Source organism: Kitasatospora sp. NPDC058190 (assembly GCF_042883685.1).
Classification (GTDB): Bacteria; Actinomycetota; Actinomycetes; order Streptomycetales; family Streptomycetaceae; genus Kitasatospora.
Genome location: NZ_JBHVVI010000033.1, coordinates 23,750 through 39,931, shown reverse-complemented (window position 1 = coordinate 39,931; position 16,182 = coordinate 23,750). Strand labels below are relative to the sequence as shown.

Genomic DNA, 16,182 nt, shown 5'->3' with positions numbered 1-16,182 from the left:
GAAGCGGAGCCCGGGAGCGCCCCCTCAGCCCGCCGCCGGCGTCCCCGACGGCGGGGCGGCCGCCCCGCCCGTGGACTGCACCCCGCCCCGGTAGAGGGTCCCCCCGCAGGCGACCGGCAGCGAGGCCGTCGCGGCCGCCGGGCTGCCGGGGGCCGGGGTGTGGGCGATGGTGGCGGTGGCCGGGCCGGTGGTGGGGCTGCCGGTCGGGGTGGCGGTCGGGCTGGGCGCCGGGGTGGGACCGGAGGTGGGCGTCGCGCTGGCCTGCGGGTTGGAGCTCGGGGCCGCGGAGTTGCCGGAGGCGGGGGCGTCCGAGGCGGCGCCGGGGGCCCGGGTGGTCAGGGCCACCTGGTTGGCGCCGGTGGGTGCGCTGGTCGCGGTGCCGCCTGAGCCGCAGCTCTGGTCGGGGATCCACGCGAACGGCACCCGGTACCCGGCCTGCGGCGCCAGTACGGGTGGCTCGGTGTCCATCGCGGGCAGGCTGCCCGCCGGGTCACCGGGGGTGTGGTCGGCCGTACGGACCCGGCTGCGGTCGGCGCCGCTGACGTCGGTGACGGCCACCGCGCCCGGTCCGCCGAGGCGGCAGCTGCGCCCGGAGACGTTGTAGACGGTGAAGGAGCCGTAGATCCGCCCCTGCCCGTCCGCCGCACCGACCTGCGCGGTGCCCTGCCCGAGGTCCGTCCGGGTGCAGAGCGGGATGATCCCGCCGTCCCCGGCGCCGGGGGCCCCGGTGGGGGTGGGGGTGAGGCCCGGCCGGGTGGTGTCCACGCCGGGGCTGGGCGACGCGGAGGCGGTGCCCGAGGCGGACGCGGTGTCCCCGGTGCCGCTCGGGCCGGTGCGCACCGCCGTGCCGGTGCCGGCGGGCCCGCCGGCCGTCCTGCCGCCGGGGGTTGTGGGGGTCGGGCTCTGGACCTCGGCCGAGCCGGGCCCGCCGGAGAGCCCGAGGTGGTCCCCGTCGTGCAGGACGGGCAGGGCGATCGCGACGGCCAGGGCCAGCGCCGCCGCGCCGGTCCAGGCCCCGCGCCGGGCGGCCCGGCGCCGGGGTACGGCCTGACGGATGCGGGGCAGGGCGCCGGACTCGGGCTGGATCCCGGCCACCGCGTGGTGCATCAGCTCACGCAGTGCACGCTCCTCGGAGGAGAGACCCGAGAGGTCGTCGTCCCCGGGCCGCTGCCAGGCTCCGTCAGCCATGTCCGGCCTCCATCTGGGTCCGGAGGGCGGCGAGTCCGCGTGATCCGTACGCCTTCACGGAGCCGAGTGAGATGCCCAGGGTCTCGGCGACCTGCGCCTCCGTCATGTCCACGAAGTAACGCAGCACCAGAACCTCCCGCTGACGGCGTTGCAGACCACGCAGCGCGGCCTTCAACTGGTCGCGCTCCAAGGCATCGTAGGCACCTTCTTCTGCACTGGCCATGTCAGGCATGGGCTTCGGCAGCAGTCGCAGACCGAGGATGCGGCGGCGCAGCGTGGAACGCGACAGGTTCACCACGGTCTGCCGCAGGTAGGCCAGGGTCTTCTCGGGTTCGCGCACCCGGCGCCGGGCGGCGTGCACCCGGATGAAGGCCTCCTGCACGACGTCCTCACAGGTGGAGAGGTCGTCCAGGAGCAGCGCGGCAAGCCGCAGCAGCGAGTGGTAGTGCGCCTGGTAGGTCTCGGTGAGCAGGTCCTCGCTGGTACCCGCGTCGGTACCCGCGCCGGAGTCCGCCGCACCGGGTGCGGCCGCCGTCATCTGGTCGTCTTCCGGCCTACTCGAAGACCACGGGGCGCGCGAGGGGAAGGCCACCGCGGCTCTCGCCGGGATGCCCGCCCTTGCCCCCACCATCACGTTCGCCACGCCCGTTGGACACTCGATCCCCTGTCATGGTTGCCCAGCCCGGGGGCCATTCTTCCGCATCGGCGGAAGAGGCCTCCAGGGGATTCCCACGGGATTCCGGACAGATTGTGTCGAGGAGCGGACACAGGTGCGGACATCCCCGGGCACAAGGGACCCTCAGGTCCCGTGCTCCGAGGGCCCGTCCGGGGTGTCGGGGGCCCGCTCTTCCCCCGCCGTCAGCTCACGGGCCACCAGCTCGGCGATCTGCACCAGGTTCAGCGCGGCGCCCTTGCGCAGGTTGTCTCCGCAGAGGAAGAGGTCGAGCGCGTCCGGCTCGTCCAGCGCCCGGCGCACCCGCCCGACCCAGACCGGGTCGGTGCCGACCACGTCGTTCGGCGTCGGGAACTCCCCGGCCGCCGGGTCGTCGTAGAGGACCACACCGGGCGTCTCGCGCAGGATGTCCTGCGCGTGCTCCTGGCTGACCTCGCGTTCGAAGCGCGCGTGCACGGCCAGCGCGTGGGTGCGCACCACCGGAATGCGCACGCAGGTCGCGGAGACCCTCAGGGCGGGCAGGCCGAGGATCTTGCGGGCCTCGTCGCGCAGGCCCAGCTCCTGGGCGGACCAGCCGCCCTCGCGCAGGCCGCCGGTCCAGGGCACGGCGTTGAGGACGAGCGGGGCGGCGAACGGCCCGTCGTCGGCGATCACGGCGCGCAGGTCGCCGGTCTGCCGGCCGACCTCGGTGCCGGCCACCAGCGCGGTCTGCTCGCGCAGCGCGGCGACGCCCTCGCGGCCCTCACCGCTGGCGGCCTGGTAGGTGGCGACGACCAGCTGCTCCAGCCCGTACTCGGCGTGCAGCGCGCCGACCGCCGCGACCAGTGCGAGCGTGGTGCCGGCCGGGCTGGCCACGATGCCGCGCGGACGGATCCGCAGCGCGGCCGCGTTGACCTCGGGGACGACCAGCGGCACGTCCCCGCGGGTACGGAAGGCGGCCGAGTCGTCGACCACCACGACGCCCTTGGATGCCGCGATCGGCGCCCACTGGGCGGACACCTGGTCGGGGACGGCGAACACGGCGACGTCGATCCCGGCGAAGGCCTCCTCCGTCAGCGGGACGACCCCGACCGCCTCCCCGCGCACGACCGGCGCGCGGCCGGCCGAACGCGGGGAGGCGACGAGTCGGACCTCGCCCCAGATGTCCTGACGGAGGGAGAGCAGGCCGAGCAGCACCTCGCCGACCGCGCCGGTGGCGCCGACGACGGCGAGGTTCGGACGCCGGGTCATCGCCCGGAGCCCCCGCCCGGCTGCCGGGTCATCGCCCGGTGCCGCCGTAGACGACGGCCTCGTCCGACTCGCTGTCCAGGCCGAAGGCGCTGTGCACGGCGCGGACCGCCTCCGGCACGTCGTCGGCGCGGGTGACCACCGAGATGCGGATCTCCGAGGTGGAGATCAGCTCGATGTTCACGCCCGCGGCGGACAGCGCCTCGAAGAAGGTCGCGGTGACGCCCGGGTTGGAGCGCATGCCGGCGCCGACCAGCGAGATCTTGCCGATCGCGTCGTCGTAGCGCAGCGACTCGTAGCCGATGCCCTCCTTGACCCGGCCGAGCGCGTCGATGGCCTTCTGGCCCTCGGTCTTGGGCAGGGTGAAGGAGATGTCGGTGAGGCCGGTCGACGCGGCGGAGACGTTCTGCACCACCATGTCGATGTTGACCTCGGCGTCGGCGATGGCGCGGAAGATGCGCGCCGCCTCGCCCGGCTTGTCGGGCACCCCGACGACCGTGACCTTGGCCTCGGAGGTGTCGTGGGCGACTCCGGAGATGATGGCCTGCTCCATCTCGCCCCCTTCGGGCTTGTTCGGGTTGTCGTTGCTGACGATCGTCCCGGGAAGACCCGAGAAGGACGAGCGTACGTGAATCGGGATGTTGTAGCGGCGGGCGTACTCCACACAGCGGTCGAGCAGCACCTTGGAACCGGACGAGGCCAGCTCCAGCATGTCCTCGTACGCGATCCAGTCGATCTTGCGGGCCTTCTTCACCACGCGCGGGTCGGCGGTGAACACGCCGTCCACGTCGGTGTAGATCTCGCAGACCTCGGCCTTGAGCGCCGCCGCGAGGGCGACGGCCGTGGTGTCCGAGCCGCCGCGGCCCAGCGTGGTGATGTCCTTGCTGCTCTGGGACACGCCCTGGAAGCCGGCCACGATCGCGATGTTGCCCTCGTCCAGGGCGGTGCGGATGCGACCCGGCGTGACGTCGATGATGCGCGCCTTGTTGTGGACGGAGTCGGTGATGACACCGGCCTGGCTGCCCGTGAAGGACTGGGCCTCGTGACCCAGGGATTTGATCGCCATGGCCAGCAGCGCCATGGAGATGCGCTCTCCAGCGGTCAGCAGCATGTCGAACTCACGGCCGGCAGGAAGCGGTGACACCTGCTCCGCGAGTTCGATGAGCTCGTCCGTCGTGTCGCCCATCGCGGACACCACGACGACGACCTCATGGCCGGCCTTCTTGGCGTCAACGATTCGACGGGCCACGCGCTTGATGCCTTCGGCATCCGCAACGGATGAGCCGCCGTACTTCTGCACGACAAGGCCCACGTGCGCTCCTCGACTTGTGTCGTTTTCCGGGGGCGCCAGGCCCCCGTACCCCCCGGGGGAGAGGGGGGTGCGGTCGGCGTCAGTCTACCGAGCAGGGGTGTCCCGACCGGCGCCTTCCGTATGATGAGACGGACGTTTCAGCACGTGAGCGGCGGCGGGCGGGGTGCCACCGGCAGGTCTGCGGGGCATTCGGCGCGGCTCCGAAGAATCGTCGGACGAATGGACGCCGCCACGGCCGGATTTCTCTTCCGGGCGGACGGCTGAGGCTTTCGTCACATGCGCGCCGCGGCCCGCCGCCCGGACGGTTTACCGCCCGAGACCGAGCTCGGCCGCCATCAGATCGCCGGCCTGCTGCTCCAGCTGCTCGTCGGTGAGGCCGTCGTCGTCGGTGTCCGCACCGTCGGGCACCGCGCCGATCGGGCTGTCCAGCCGGACGTGGGCGATCAGCGACTGCAGCGCCCGCAGCACCGCGGTGCAGGTCGTGCCCCAGTTGGAGAGGTACGAGAACTGCCACCACCACAGCGCCTCGCTGACCCGGCCCTCGCGGTAGTGGGTCAGGCCGTGCTGGAGCTCGCTGACCACGCCGGCCAGGTCGTCCGAGATCCGGAAGGCGTTCGGCTTCTCCGGCGGGCCGTACGGGTCGAAGACCTCGTGGTAGACGTCGATCGGCGCGAGCAGCGCGGCGAGGCGCTCGCGCAGCTGCTCGCCGTCCGGCTCGGGACCGGCGTCGGGCTCGAAGCGGTCCTCGGGGACGACGTCCTCGATGGCGCCCAGTCGGCCGCCGGCCAGCAGCAGCTGGGAGACCTCCAGGAGCAGCAGCGAGACCGCGCTGCCCGGTTCGTCGCCCTTGGCGACCTCGGTGACGGCGAGCACGAAGCTCTCCACCGAGTCGGCGATCTGCACGGCGAAGTCGTCCGGCTCCGAGCCGTGGCCGTGGGTGTGCGGGGCGTGGGTCTCGGGCTCCCCGTGGGGCTGCTGGTTGATCGTCCGGTCAGACATCGAGCAGTCGTCTCCCTTCGAAGGCGCGGCCGAGGGTGACCTCGTCCGCGTACTCCAGGTCCCCGCCGACGGGCAGTCCGCTCGCCAGACGGGTCACCTTCAGGCCCATCGGCTTGCAGAGCCGGGCCAGATAGGTGGCGGTCGCCTCCCCCTCCAGGTTGGGGTCGGTGGCCAGGATCAGCTCGGTGACCGTACCGTCCGCGAGGCGCGACAGCAGCTCGCGGATGCGCAGGTCGTCCGGGCCGACGCCCTCGATGGGGCTGATCGCGCCGCCCAGCACGTGGTAGCGGCCGCGGAACTCACGGGTGCGCTCGATGGCGACGACGTCCTTGGGCTCCTCGACCACGCAGATGACGCCGAGGTCGCGGCGCGGGTCCAGGCAGACCCGGCACTGCTCGGCCTCCGCGACGTTGCCGCAGACCACGCAGAAGCGGACCTTGTCCTTGACCTCCAGCAGCGCGTGCGCGAGGCGGCGCACGTCCGTCGGGTCGGCCTGCAGCACGTGGAAGGCGATCCGCTGCGCGCTCTTGGGCCCGACGCCGGGCAGCCTGCCCAGTTCGTCGATCAGGTCCTGAACCACGCCCTCGTACACGTCGCGCCTTCCCTCGGATGGTCGGTGGTGCTCCCGTGCCATCATCCAACGAATCGGGCGCCGGACACACCGCCCGACGCCCGACTCCCACAGAAATCACATTGGTCTGTCGTGTGAACTCCAGACCGTCTGCTGTACGGACCGGGCGCTGATCGGCGCCCTGGCCCGTGCTCTGCCTCTGTCCTGTCTGTGCCCTGAACTGCGGCGCAGACGTGCTTGCCGACCTGCGACGCAGACCTGCGTCAGATCAGAACGGCAGACCGGGGATGCCGCCGCCCAGGCCCTGGGTGAGCGGGCCCATCCGCTCGGCCTGCATCTTCTGGGCGGCCTGGTTGGCGTCCCGAACGGCCGCCAGGATCAGGTCGGCCAGGGTCTCGGTGTCCTCCGGGTCGACGGCGGCCGGGGCGATGGTCAGCGCCACCAGCTCACCGGAACCGGTCACGGTGGCCTCGACCAGGCCGCCGCCCGCCGTACCGTTCACCTTCGCCTCGGCCAGCTCCTGCTGGGCCTTGGCGAGCTCTTCCTGCATCTTCTGCGCCTGCTTGAGCAGCTGCTGCATGTTGGGCTGACCGCCACCGGGGAACACGGCTCACTCCTTGCTGTCATGCGGTTCGTCGTTCGTCACCGCCGAGCCTACGGGCCCGGGGCCCGCTCAGTTGCCGCGGTGGTGGATCTCCTCCAGCACCGTGGCGCCCAGCTCGCGGATGATCAGCTCCTGACCGGAGAACGCCTCCTCGTTGAGGTCCGGGTCGTCCTCCTCCGGAATGTCGTCCTCCGGGGCCACCGACTGCACCGGACGGGCCTGCGGCGCCGCCGCGGGCGGCGGGGCCTGGACCGGCGCGGGGGCCTGCGCCTGGGGCTGGGGCCGCACCGGGGCGGGGGCCTGCTGGACCGGCGCCGGGGCCGGCGCGGGGGCGGGGGCGGCCATCGGCGGCGCGGCGGCCGCCGGACGGGCCGGGGCCCCCCAGCCGCCACCGGCGGGGGCGGCGCTCGGGGCCGCGCCGGCACCGCCGGACGGGTCGACGATGCACTCGATCCGCCAGTCCACGCCCAACGCGTCGGCCAGCGCCTGGCGCAGCACGTCGTCGCTGTTGCTGCCGACGAAGCTGTCCCGGGCTCCGGCGTTGATGAACGACACCTGGAGCACGCTGCCGTCGAACCCGGCCACCTGGCCGTTCTGGCTGAGCAGGATCCAGGTGAAACGGCGGCGGTTCTTCACCGCCTCCAGGATCTGCGGCCACAGCTGCCGGACCTGCGCGGCGCCCTGCTGCGCGGCCGCGGACGGCTGACCGCCGGGGGCGGCCACCGCGGGGGCGGGGGCGGGCGTGGGCACGGGGGCCGGTGCCGCGACGGGCGCGGGCGCCGGGGCGGCCTGCGGCTGCGACGCGGGAGGGGCGGCGGGGGCCGGAGCGCCTCCCGCGGGCGGGAAGCTGCGCGGGATCGGCCAGGCGCCCGGCGCGGGCCCGGCGGGGGCCGGGGGCGGCGGGGCCTGCACGGGGGCGGGCTGCACGGGGGCGGCCACCGGCGGCGCGACGGCCTCGGCCACCGGGGCCGGGGCCGCGACGGGCGCGGGCGCCTCCATCGACGGGACGCCCATCGGAGCAGCCATGGGAGCGGCCATCGGCGCCACTCCCGCCGCGGCGGCGAACCCGCCGGCCGCCGCCCGCCGCTCCAGCTTGTCCAGACGCGCCTGCAGCGACAGCTCGTCGCTGTACGCGCCCGGCAGCATCACCCGGGCGCAGATCAGCTCCAGCTGCAGCCGGGGCGCCGCGTTGCCGCGCATCTCGGTCAGCCCGGTGTTGACGATGTCCGCCGCCCGGCTCAGCTCGGCCGCGCCGAACGCGTCCGCCTGCGCCTGCATCACCGCGACCCGGTCCGCCGGGGCGTCGATCAGCCCCTTCTCCCCCGCGTCCGGCACCGTGGCGAGGATCACCAGGTCGCGCAGCCGCTCCAGCAGGTCGGTGACGAAGCGGCGCGGGTCGTGCCCGCCCTCGACCACCCGGTCGATCACCTGGAACACCGTCGCCCCGTCGTGCGCGGCGAAGGCGTCCACCACCTCGTCCAGCAGCGCGGAGTCCGTGTACCCGAGCAGCGCGGTCGCCATCTGGTAGGTGACGCCGTCGTCCGCGGCACCGGCCAGCAGCTGGTCCATGACCGACATCGAGTCACGCACCGAGCCGGCGCCGGCCCGCACCACCAGCGGGAACACCGGGTCCTCGACCTGGATCTCCTCGCGGCGGCAGACGTCCGCCAGGTAGTCGCGCAGCGTGCCGGGCGGGACCAGCCGGAACGGGTAGTGGTGGGTACGGGACCGGATCGTCCCGATCACCTTCTCCGGCTCGGTGGTCGCGAAGATGAACTTGAGGTGCTCCGGCGGCTCCTCGACCACCTTGAGCAGCGCGTTGAACCCGGCCGAGGTCACCATGTGCGCCTCGTCCAGGATGAAGATCTTGTACCGGCTGTGCACCGGCGCGAAGAAGGCCCGCTCGCGCAGCTCGCGCGCGTCGTCCACACCACCGTGCGAGGCCGCGTCGATCTCGATCACGTCGATCGAGCCGGGCCCGCCGGTCGCGAGGTCCCGACAGGACTGGCACTCCCCGCAGGGCGTCGGCGTCGGCCCCTGCTCACAGTTCAGGCAGCGGGCCAGGATGCGCGCGCTCGTCGTCTTGCCACAGCCGCGCGGCCCGCTGAACAGGTACGCGTGGTTGACCCTGTTGTTGCGCAGGGCCTGCTGGAGCGGAGCGGTCACGTGCTCCTGCCCGATGACCTCCGCGAAGGTCTCGGGGCGGTAGCGGCGGTACAGGGCTAGGGACACACCCCCGACGATATCGGGACGGACCGACAAACGCGTCGCCCCTTCACCCCCGGGCCCCGCTCCGCCCGAACCCGCACGGCCCGGGGAACGCAAAGACCCCCCGTGCACCCGCCAGAGCCCTCCTACCCTTGCTGCCTTCCGGCCCTGGGGGGGTTCAGAGAGATGACGCCACACGAGGGGCTGACACCCACACTACCGGATCCTGGCCCCGACGATCCACAGGCCACCCCCACCTCCGGCCTGCGGGATAGCTGGTCGCGAGCACCCCGAAACATGTACTAAGCTCTCCCACGGAGGATTCGCCTAGAGGCCTAGGGCGCACGCTTGGAAAGCGTGTTGGGGGCAACCCCTCACGAGTTCGAATCTCGTATCCTCCGCCTTTGCCTAGCAAGGCAGTTGAAGGCCCCGACCGGGTTCCCGGTCGGGGCCTTCTTCGTGTCCTGGTCTCAGTTTTGGTCTCAGTCGGGATTTTGGGCCACGCCGCCCCGCTCTGCGGCAAGGCCCCGGCAACCACCAGGGACCTCGATGAGCTCCCAGGCCACCACGCTGGAGGCGCCGAGCTCGATCAGCGAGTCCAGGCCGAAGCCGGCCAGCGCCACCGAGCGGGCATCGATCGCGTCGTTCACCGGCGGACTGTCCCTCACGGCCTATTGACCGCCACAGGCTCTATCATCGCAATATGGCGATGATAGCTCCAGAGATGGCTGGCGGGCGGGATGCGCTGGCACCGGCCGCAGCGCTCTTCCGTTCGCTGGGCGACCCGGCCCGGCTGGCGATCGTGCGACGGCTGGCGACCGGCGAGGCCCGCGTGGTCGACCTGGTCGACCAGCTCGGCCTGGCCCAGTCCACCGTCTCCAAGCACCTGGCCTGCCTGCGCGACTGCGGCCTGGTCGACTCCCGCCCGGTCGGCCGGGCCTCGATGTTCTCCCTCGCCCAGCCCTCCCTGATCGGGCTGCTGGCCGCCGCCGAGACCGTGCTCGCCGACACCGGCGACGCGGTCGCACTCTGCCCCACCTACGGCACCTGCGAGGACGACAAGTGAGCACCGACCAGACCCTCCCGGCCGCCCAGGCCCCGGCGACGGAGCCGAGCGGGTGCCACTGTGCCCCCGGCTGCACCGACGCCTGCTGCCGCCCCCAGGTCGAGAAGAGTGCCGAATGGCACGAGGCTGCCCGGAAGGCCAAGCAACTGTCCTGGCTGTCGCTCGCCTACATGGGACTCGAAGGCGCAGTCGCCATCACCGCCGCCGTGCTCGCCGGCTCGGTCGCCCTGCTCGGCTTCGGCCTCGACTCACTGATCGAGGGCCTGGCATCAGTGATCGTCGTATGGCGGTTCAGCGGCTCCCGGACCCTGTCAGAGACTGCCGAGGGCCGAGCGCAGAAGGCCGTGGCCGTCACGTTCTTCCTGCTCGCCCCGTACATCGCCTACGACGCCGTCACCACCCTCGCCGAAGGCGACAAGCCGTCCACCAGCTGGCTCGGCATCGCGCTGGCCGTCTCCTCGCTGATCGTCATGCCGTTGCTGGGCCAGGCCAAGCGCCGTCTGGGCAAGGTGCTCGACTCCGGCGCCACCTCCGGTGAAGGCACCCAGAACCTGCTGTGCGCCTATCTGGCCGCCGCCGTCCTGGTCGGCCTGCTCGCCAACACCCTGTTCGGCCTGTGGTGGCTCGACCCCGTCGTCGGCCTGTTGGTCGCCGGCCTCGCCGTCCGCGAGGGCGTCGAAGCCTGGCGCGGCGAGGAGTGCGGCTGCTGAGGAAGTGACCAGCGAGGGCCCAACGCCACATCGGCGTTGGGCCCTTGTGGTCAGCCACCTGAGCAGGCGTGAACTCAGGCAGCGACCTCGCCGGGGTCTTCCGTGTCGAGCTCGGCTTCGCCCCACAGCGCCTTGCCGATCTTCTTGCCGACCTCGTTCAGCATCGGCTCGGTGACGTGCTGGTAGCGCTGGGCCATCGAGGTCGAGGACCAGCCCATGATCGCCATCACGATCCGCTCCGGCACGCCGAGCAGGAGCAGGACGGTCGAGGCGGTGTGGCGGGCGTCATGCAGGCGGCCGTCACGGATGCCGGCCTCGCGCAGGAGCCGCTTCCAGTGGTGGTAGTCGGTGCTGGGGTTGAGCGGCTCGCCGGTCTCCGAGGTGAAGACGTAGCCCTTGTCCGTCCAGAGGTCGCGTGCGAGGGCCCGCTCGCGGTCCTGCTCCTCCTTGTGCATCCGGAGGATCACGACGAGCTGCTCGGGCAGCGGCACCGCGCGTCGCCCGGCCCGGGACTTGGTGTCCTTGGTCTCGCGGCGGATCGGCACCTTCTGCGGACAGAAGCCGGGCTTGCGCCCGCAGCGGTCGCCGCAGCCATGCCGGTACTTGGGTCGCAGCCTGCCGCGCTTGACCCAGGCGACGCCTCGGGCGAAGTTGACGTCCTTCCACTGGAGCCCGAGCACCTCGCCCTGACGCAGGCCGAGGGCGAGCGCGAAGATCCAGCGGGCGGAGTTGCGGCGCTTGCGCGCCGTGTCCATGAGCGCCTGGACCTCCTCGATCTCGAACGGCTCGACCTCTTCCTCTTCGAGCTTCGGGGCCTTGGCGATCGTGGCCACGTTGCGGGTGAGGTGGTCGCGCCGCAGGGCCTCGCCGAGGGCGACACGGATGGTGCGGTGGGCCTGGTGGGCGGTACCGGCGGCGCTGCCGGCGGCCTGCATCTTCTTGTAGAAGCGCTCCAGGTGCTCGGGCTCCAGCTTCTCCAGGCGGTGCGCGCCGAGGCCGGGGACGAGATGCACGCGGACGGCGACCTCGTATCCGGCGTACGTGTTCTCGCCGACGGTGCCGGGGACGATCTCGGTGATCCAGTGGGTCAACCACTTGCCGACCGTCCACTTCTGGCCGGCCTTGGGCACGGTGCCGTCGTCGCGCAGCTTCTCCAGCTTGCGGACCTTGGCCGTGACCTCGGGGCGGGTCTTGGCGCTGACGTGGCGGCGGTCCGGGGTTCCGTCGTCCTTCACGCCGACCGTGACGCGGCCGTGCCAGCGGCCGTCGCTGCCTTCGTAGATCGAGGAGTCGCCGTTGGGCTTGCGGGTGTTCGCCATCGGTTCCCCCTCAGGCCGCGAGCGCGGCGGTCGAACCGGCGGTTTGCGTACGGGCGGCCACGTACTCCTTGAGCGCCTCGGCGGGCACTCGGCGGAGGCGGCCGATCGTCACGGACGGCACCTCGCCCGACGCCACGAGGGCGTACATCGTGGTGCGGCCGACACCGAGGCGCCGGGCGGCTTCCTCGACGGTGAGCGCGACGAGCGTGGGGTCGGCTGCAACACGGCCCTGATCTGCGATCAGGCGGAGGAGAACGTGCTCTGTGGTCCCGAGGGCATGGGCCACTCGGGCAAGCTCCAACGGCGTTTCGGACATGGGTGTCCTATCCCGGCGGCGCTTTCGGCTATGCACCGCCGTTGTCGATGTCCCAGGGATGGGCGATTCGGATGTACGGATCCGCGTGGTGACCTCCGGCGTTCGTAGCACCGAGGGGTCGCGGAAGGCATGACTGGTCGAGGCTCCATGGGCTGGCAAAGCCCGTGGTCGGACCGGCGGGAGGGGACGTTAGCGGTTGATTCCGGCCGCACCAAACCACCGGACGTCCAGCATGATGCCGGTCATCATCGGATCAGCGGCAGGAGTGACGTGCGAGCCCAGCAGCGTGCAGCAGGTGCCCTCAAGTGGCCAGGGCAGCAGTCGGGAGCGACGGACTATGTCGCGACTCCCGGGTCAGCGAGACCCTGGGAGTCGGACGAGCCAGGAGGAAGGCCGGGCAAGCGGTAGTCGTCACCGGCCTCGTCAGCCACGACCCGGGTGATCATCGCTCTGATGAGTTCGGCGAGGTTCGGATGGGCGGCGCCATAGGCATCGAGGGCGTCGCGGGCACGGTCCATCTCCTTACGAGCCGCGACGGACTTCTGCCAGCTCTCGGCGAACTCGGCCAGCAGCCGCTTCACGTGAGCGTTCGCGGCGATCTCGGGCGGACCGACCAGGTTGTCCAGGGAGATGTCGAAGACCTTGGCGAAGCCGATGGCCTCGTCCAGGTTGACTCTCCGGCGAGGTTCGCCGCTCTCGATGCGCCACACCGCCGACTGGTTGAGCGGATAGCCGGCCTCAGTCAGCCGCTCGGCGAGCGTGGCAGTACTCCACCCGCGCGCCTCGCGCTCCATCTTGATGCGCCGGGCGACGTTCTCCTCCCCTTCCAGTCGCTGTCTTGGATCCGCGCCAGCCACGGTCAACCCTCCATGCATCGTCATTAAGCCCATTTGCAATGCGTCGAGCACGACGTTAACGTGATGCAAAGCGAAACGCAACCAAGCCGAACCGCATCGCGGAGCCGGGCTAGCCACCCGGCATCGCGACAACACAAAGGCCCCCGGCGCTACGAACGCCGAGGGCCGAAGCAGAACCTCGAAACCGCCCATCCCTGGAACAGTCGACAACGGAGGAACCGGGTAGCCGCCCAGCGCCTCCGAGTGAGGACACCGCTGTGGACAAGCCTACGGCCCCGCCGTCAAAGCCGTCATCCCTCGACGGGCGAGCGGGCGGCGCGTCGAACGCTCATGCCGGCCCCACCTCCGGGGAGCCGCCGCACAACGTCGACGCCGAACAGGCCGTCCTCGGCGCCTGCATGCTGAACCACCAGGCGGTGGATAAGGTCCGCGGCATTTTGGACGCGGGCGACTTCTACCGGCCCGCCCACGAGACCATCTGGCGCGCGATCCTGGCCCTGCGCGCCGAGGACGCGCCCACCGACCCCATCGCCCTCACCGACCACCTGCGGGCAAGGGAAGATCTCTCCCGCATCGGGGGCGCGCCGTACCTCCACAAACTCGTCGCCGTCGCGCCGCCCTCTGCCGACAACGCCGACCACTACGCCCAGATCGTGCGCCGCGACGCCCAGCTGCGGACCCTGCACGCCACCGGCATCCGCACGGTCCAGCGAGCCTTGACTCCGGGCGCCGACCCGGACGAGATCCGCACGGCCGTCGAGACCGAGATCCGTGCCGAGCGCGAACGCGCCCTGGCCTCCGGCAGCAGCCGCCTGTCCCGCTACATCGTCAACGGCTGGGACTTCGTCACCAAGACGGGCGCGGACAAGGAACCCTTGTGGGGCACCCGCGAACAGACCGCCTGGGCCTCCGGCGAGAGCCTGATGATCGTCGGAGCACCGGGTGTCGGCAAGACCACCATCGCCCACCAGGTCGTCCTCGCCCGTCTCGGCCTCCAGGCCGCCGTCCTCGATCTCCCCGTCGCAGAGGGAGAACGCGTTCTCTACCTCGCCATGGACCGCCCCCAGCAGATCGCCCGCGCCATGGCCCGCCGCATTCTGCCTGCCGACGAGGCCCACCTGCGCGACCGCCTCACCGTGTGGCAGGGACCGCTCCCCGCCACCCTGGACAAGGAACCCGACCTCCTCGCCGAACTCGCCGCCGCCCATCGCGCCGACACCATCGTCATCGACAGCCTCAAGGACGCGGTCAGCACCCTCGTGGACGACTCCCTGGCCGTCGCCTTCAACAACGCCCGCATGCGGGCCCTGCGCGCAGGCGTCCAGATCATGGAGCTCCACCACCAGCGCAAGGCCACCGCCGACGCGCCACGCGGCCAGCGCCCCACCCTGGACCGCGTGTACGGCTCGACCTGGCTGACCGCCGGAGCGGGCAGTGTCCTGTTCATCGCCGGAGAGGCCGGCGACCCGGCGGTCACCATTCACCACCTCAAGACCGTGACCGGCGAGATCGGCCCGCTGCCGGTCGTCCACGACCACCAGCGCGGAACCACCTACGTCGAGCCGACCCTGGACCCGGTCACCCTCCTGCGCGCCGCCACGGACGGTCTGACCGCCCGTGACCTGGCGACCGCCCTGACCGGCGAGGCCAATCCCGACCGCGCCGACATCGAGAAGGCCCGTCGCCACCTTGACCGCCTGGTCAAGAGCGGGCTGGCGGTCAAGGCCGAAGGCACCGCCGGCGGCGCCGGGGGCGGCCAGCAGGCCCGTTACCGCCCGTCCGCCCGGCACATCGCCGCCGTCTCCTGACCGCCACGCGGTGACAGGAGTGACCGGGGACAGCGCAGTGACCGCGTCCCCGGTCAGTCCGTCGTACTGACCGACCGCAGTGACCGGGGTGACCGCGTCGGCCAGCGGGCAGCACCAACCGCCGCAACCAGCCCGCCGGTGAACAGGCAGACCATCGCCACCACGGGGCACCTTCCGGGCGTGGACCGCACACGGGACCGTCCACGCGCGCCTTCCGCACAGGACCCTGCGAGAGCTGCTCACACCGTCCACGCTCGACGAAGGAATCGCAGGCAGAGCGATCACGAAGGCGTACATACCGTCCACGCGACCCAGCGTTCACGCGCGAGCCCCCCTCTAGAAGGGGGCTCGCGTGTACGCCCCGCCGTGAACGCCCTGCCTTCAAGCAGATTTCCGAGCTTCCACCGCACGCCGTAACGTCCCCTGACCTGCTCTGCATAAGGCCAGGAACAGCACTGCCAGCGCATCGGCAGCTCCTGGCTACATGAGATCACCTGCGACCGAACCCAGGTCAGACCGCCGGAAGCCGGAGCAAGTTGTGGGGTAAGTCATCCTTACCCCGGCTCGCTCCTGACGGAGCAAGTTGTCGCACCGGACGGTCTCACCGCCCTCCGCATGCATCTGCCCTCGCCCAGGGGTGCGAGGACAGACCCCGGAGCGAAGCGCCAGCGGGAAGGCCGCAGAGGTGCTGCGCCACCAGACCCATAGGCACAGATCCCCGAGGACTCAGCTCTCGTGATCGGCGGCGATTCCCATCACGCCGTTCGGCGACCACTCCTGCTCCAGGATCGAGTAGGTGATCGAGTCGCGCCAGGCGCCGTGAACGAAGACGTGGTCGCGGATCCGCCCGTCCTCGGTCATACCGGCTCGCAGCAGGGTGCGCGCCGATGCCTCGTTGAGGGGTGACCGGGCGGCCCAGATGCGGTGCAGGCCGAGGACGTTGAAGCCGAGGGCACACAGAAGGTGCACGGTTTCCGTGCCGAGACCCTTGCCCCACTCGGCCTGGTGGAGGGCGAAGCCGATGGTGGCGGCCTTCTGCGGCTCGGTGGCCAGGCGGGCATACCCGATCAGCTGGTGCTCGCCAAGGCGGGTGATGGCCAGGCAGTACTCGGTCCTGGGGCTGGCGTTCGCGGCGGCGATGGAGCGGTCAGTGATCGCCTGGACCTGCTCGCGGGTGCGGGGTTCGAAGCTGAGGTGCCGGGTGGCCTCGGGGTCGCCGTAGATGGCCAAGAGGTCTTCGGTGTCCTCGGGTTCGACTTCGCGCATCGCCAGGCGGGGGCCGGCCAGGTGAACTGGGGTCATGGCCGCGGAGCCTACCTGCGCG

At 71.8% G+C, this 16,182-nt stretch carries 16 protein-coding genes, 1 tRNA gene and 1 other RNA gene; 4 read left to right on the top strand and 14 right to left on the bottom strand.

Going from position 1 to position 16,182, the window contains the following annotated elements:
* Window positions 1-24: 24 nt before the first annotated feature.
* The 9 genes from ACFVWU_RS17465 to ffs all read right to left on the bottom strand — a co-directional run bounded on the left by ACFVWU_RS17465 (window position 25) and on the right by ffs (window position 8,988).
* Entirely contained in the window at window positions 25-1,188 is a 1,164-nt protein-coding gene (locus ACFVWU_RS17465; protein WP_387621246.1) for a hypothetical protein, read from the bottom strand.
* Window positions 1,181-1,819 (bottom strand): SigE family RNA polymerase sigma factor, encoded by a 639-nt coding sequence (locus ACFVWU_RS17460; protein ID WP_387621353.1) that lies wholly within the window; start codon window positions 1,817-1,819, stop codon window positions 1,181-1,183. The genes ACFVWU_RS17465 and ACFVWU_RS17460 overlap by 8 nt, the downstream gene beginning before the upstream one ends.
* Window positions 1,820-1,987: 168 nt before the next feature.
* Complete coding sequence (locus ACFVWU_RS17455) at window positions 1,988-3,091, bottom strand: aspartate-semialdehyde dehydrogenase (protein WP_387621243.1); 1,104 nt, start codon at window positions 3,089-3,091, stop codon at window positions 1,988-1,990.
* Between the two features lie 28 nt (window positions 3,092-3,119).
* Window positions 3,120-4,400 (bottom strand): aspartate kinase, encoded by a 1,281-nt coding sequence (locus tag ACFVWU_RS17450; RefSeq protein ID WP_030288196.1) that lies wholly within the window; start codon window positions 4,398-4,400, stop codon window positions 3,120-3,122.
* A 306-nt stretch (window positions 4,401-4,706) separates the two neighbouring features.
* Window positions 4,707-5,399: a DUF5063 domain-containing protein gene (locus ACFVWU_RS17445; protein ID WP_380612905.1), complete on the bottom strand. Its 693-nt coding sequence runs from the start codon at window positions 5,397-5,399 to the stop codon at window positions 4,707-4,709.
* Window positions 5,392-5,991, bottom strand: a complete 600-nt coding sequence (recR, locus tag ACFVWU_RS17440) for a recombination mediator RecR (protein ID WP_355668740.1) — start codon at window positions 5,989-5,991, stop codon at window positions 5,392-5,394. The genes ACFVWU_RS17445 and recR overlap by 8 nt, the downstream gene beginning before the upstream one ends.
* A 247-nt stretch (window positions 5,992-6,238) precedes the next feature.
* Window positions 6,239-6,577 carry a YbaB/EbfC family nucleoid-associated protein gene (locus ACFVWU_RS17435; RefSeq protein ID WP_380612906.1) on the bottom strand — a complete coding sequence of 113 codons (339 nt, stop codon included), beginning with the start codon at window positions 6,575-6,577 and terminating at the stop codon, window positions 6,239-6,241.
* Between the two features lie 66 nt (window positions 6,578-6,643).
* Entirely contained in the window at window positions 6,644-8,806 is a 2,163-nt protein-coding gene (locus ACFVWU_RS17430) for a DNA polymerase III subunit gamma and tau (protein ID WP_387621236.1), read from the bottom strand.
* A 91-nt stretch (window positions 8,807-8,897) separates the two neighbouring features.
* An RNA gene (ffs, locus tag ACFVWU_RS17425) (signal recognition particle sRNA small type) lies at window positions 8,898-8,988 on the bottom strand.
* A 110-nt stretch (window positions 8,989-9,098) separates the two neighbouring features.
* Here ffs and ACFVWU_RS17420 point away from each other — a divergent pair.
* Window positions 9,099-9,183, top strand: a tRNA-Ser gene (locus ACFVWU_RS17420).
* A gap of 81 nt (window positions 9,184-9,264) precedes the next feature.
* On the opposite strand, the gene ACFVWU_RS17415 is transcribed toward ACFVWU_RS17420, so the two are convergent.
* A complete protein-coding gene (locus ACFVWU_RS17415; RefSeq protein WP_387621233.1) occupies window positions 9,265-9,432 on the bottom strand; it encodes a hypothetical protein in 168 nt (55 codons plus the stop codon).
* 53 nt (window positions 9,433-9,485) lie between these two features.
* Between ACFVWU_RS17415 and ACFVWU_RS17410 the strand changes: the two genes are divergently transcribed.
* Both ACFVWU_RS17410 and ACFVWU_RS17405 read left to right on the top strand, forming a co-directional pair.
* Entirely contained in the window at window positions 9,486-9,848 is a 363-nt protein-coding gene (locus ACFVWU_RS17410; RefSeq protein WP_387621230.1) for an ArsR/SmtB family transcription factor, read from the top strand.
* Window positions 9,845-10,558 (top strand): cation diffusion facilitator family transporter, encoded by a 714-nt coding sequence (locus ACFVWU_RS17405; RefSeq protein WP_387621227.1) that lies wholly within the window; start codon window positions 9,845-9,847, stop codon window positions 10,556-10,558. Before ACFVWU_RS17410 ends, ACFVWU_RS17405 begins: the two co-directional genes overlap by 4 nt.
* Window positions 10,559-10,632: 74 nt before the next feature.
* On the opposite strand, the gene ACFVWU_RS17400 is transcribed toward ACFVWU_RS17405, so the two are convergent.
* From ACFVWU_RS17400 to ACFVWU_RS17390, 3 genes are all read right to left on the bottom strand, one after another.
* Window positions 10,633-11,877, bottom strand: a complete 1,245-nt coding sequence (locus ACFVWU_RS17400; RefSeq protein ID WP_387621224.1) for a tyrosine-type recombinase/integrase — start codon at window positions 11,875-11,877, stop codon at window positions 10,633-10,635.
* Between the two features lie 10 nt (window positions 11,878-11,887).
* Entirely contained in the window at window positions 11,888-12,193 is a 306-nt protein-coding gene (locus ACFVWU_RS17395; RefSeq protein ID WP_387621221.1) for a helix-turn-helix domain-containing protein, read from the bottom strand.
* A 335-nt stretch (window positions 12,194-12,528) separates the two neighbouring features.
* Entirely contained in the window at window positions 12,529-13,101 is a 573-nt protein-coding gene (locus ACFVWU_RS17390; RefSeq protein ID WP_387621218.1) for a helix-turn-helix domain-containing protein, read from the bottom strand.
* 206 nt (window positions 13,102-13,307) lie between these two features.
* On the opposite strand from ACFVWU_RS17390, the gene ACFVWU_RS17385 reads away from it, so the two are divergent.
* Entirely contained in the window at window positions 13,308-14,858 is a 1,551-nt protein-coding gene (locus tag ACFVWU_RS17385; protein ID WP_387621215.1) for a DnaB-like helicase N-terminal domain-containing protein, read from the top strand.
* A gap of 726 nt (window positions 14,859-15,584) precedes the next feature.
* On the opposite strand, the gene ACFVWU_RS17380 is transcribed toward ACFVWU_RS17385, so the two are convergent.
* The gene (locus ACFVWU_RS17380; RefSeq protein ID WP_387621211.1) at window positions 15,585-16,160 is read right to left on the bottom strand and encodes a GNAT family N-acetyltransferase; all 576 of its coding nucleotides are present in this window, start codon (window positions 16,158-16,160) and stop codon (window positions 15,585-15,587) included.
* Between the last annotated feature and the right edge of the window lie 22 nt (window positions 16,161-16,182).

Bases quoted from the DNA above. Each gene is read 5' to 3' on its own strand.
- ACFVWU_RS17465 (WP_387621246.1), bottom strand. From the start codon at position 1,188: ATGGCTGACGGAGCCTGGCAGCGGCCCGGGGACGACGACCTCTCGGGT.
- ACFVWU_RS17380 (WP_387621211.1), bottom strand. From the start codon at position 16,160: ATGACCCCAGTTCACCTGGCCGGCCCCCGCCTGGCGATGCGCGAAGTC.
- ACFVWU_RS17445 (WP_380612905.1), bottom strand. From the start codon at position 5,399: ATGTCTGACCGGACGATCAACCAGCAGCCCCACGGGGAGCCCGAGACC.
- ACFVWU_RS17400 (WP_387621224.1), bottom strand. From the start codon at position 11,877: ATGGCGAACACCCGCAAGCCCAACGGCGACTCCTCGATCTACGAAGGC.
- ACFVWU_RS17395 (WP_387621221.1), bottom strand. From the start codon at position 12,193: ATGTCCGAAACGCCGTTGGAGCTTGCCCGAGTGGCCCATGCCCTCGGG.
- ACFVWU_RS17455 (WP_387621243.1), bottom strand. From the start codon at position 3,091: ATGACCCGGCGTCCGAACCTCGCCGTCGTCGGCGCCACCGGCGCGGTC.
- ACFVWU_RS17460 (WP_387621353.1), bottom strand. From the start codon at position 1,819: ATGGTGGGGGCAAGGGCGGGCATCCCGGCGAGAGCCGCGGTGGCCTTC.
- ACFVWU_RS17410 (WP_387621230.1), top strand. From the start codon at position 9,486: ATGGCGATGATAGCTCCAGAGATGGCTGGCGGGCGGGATGCGCTGGCA.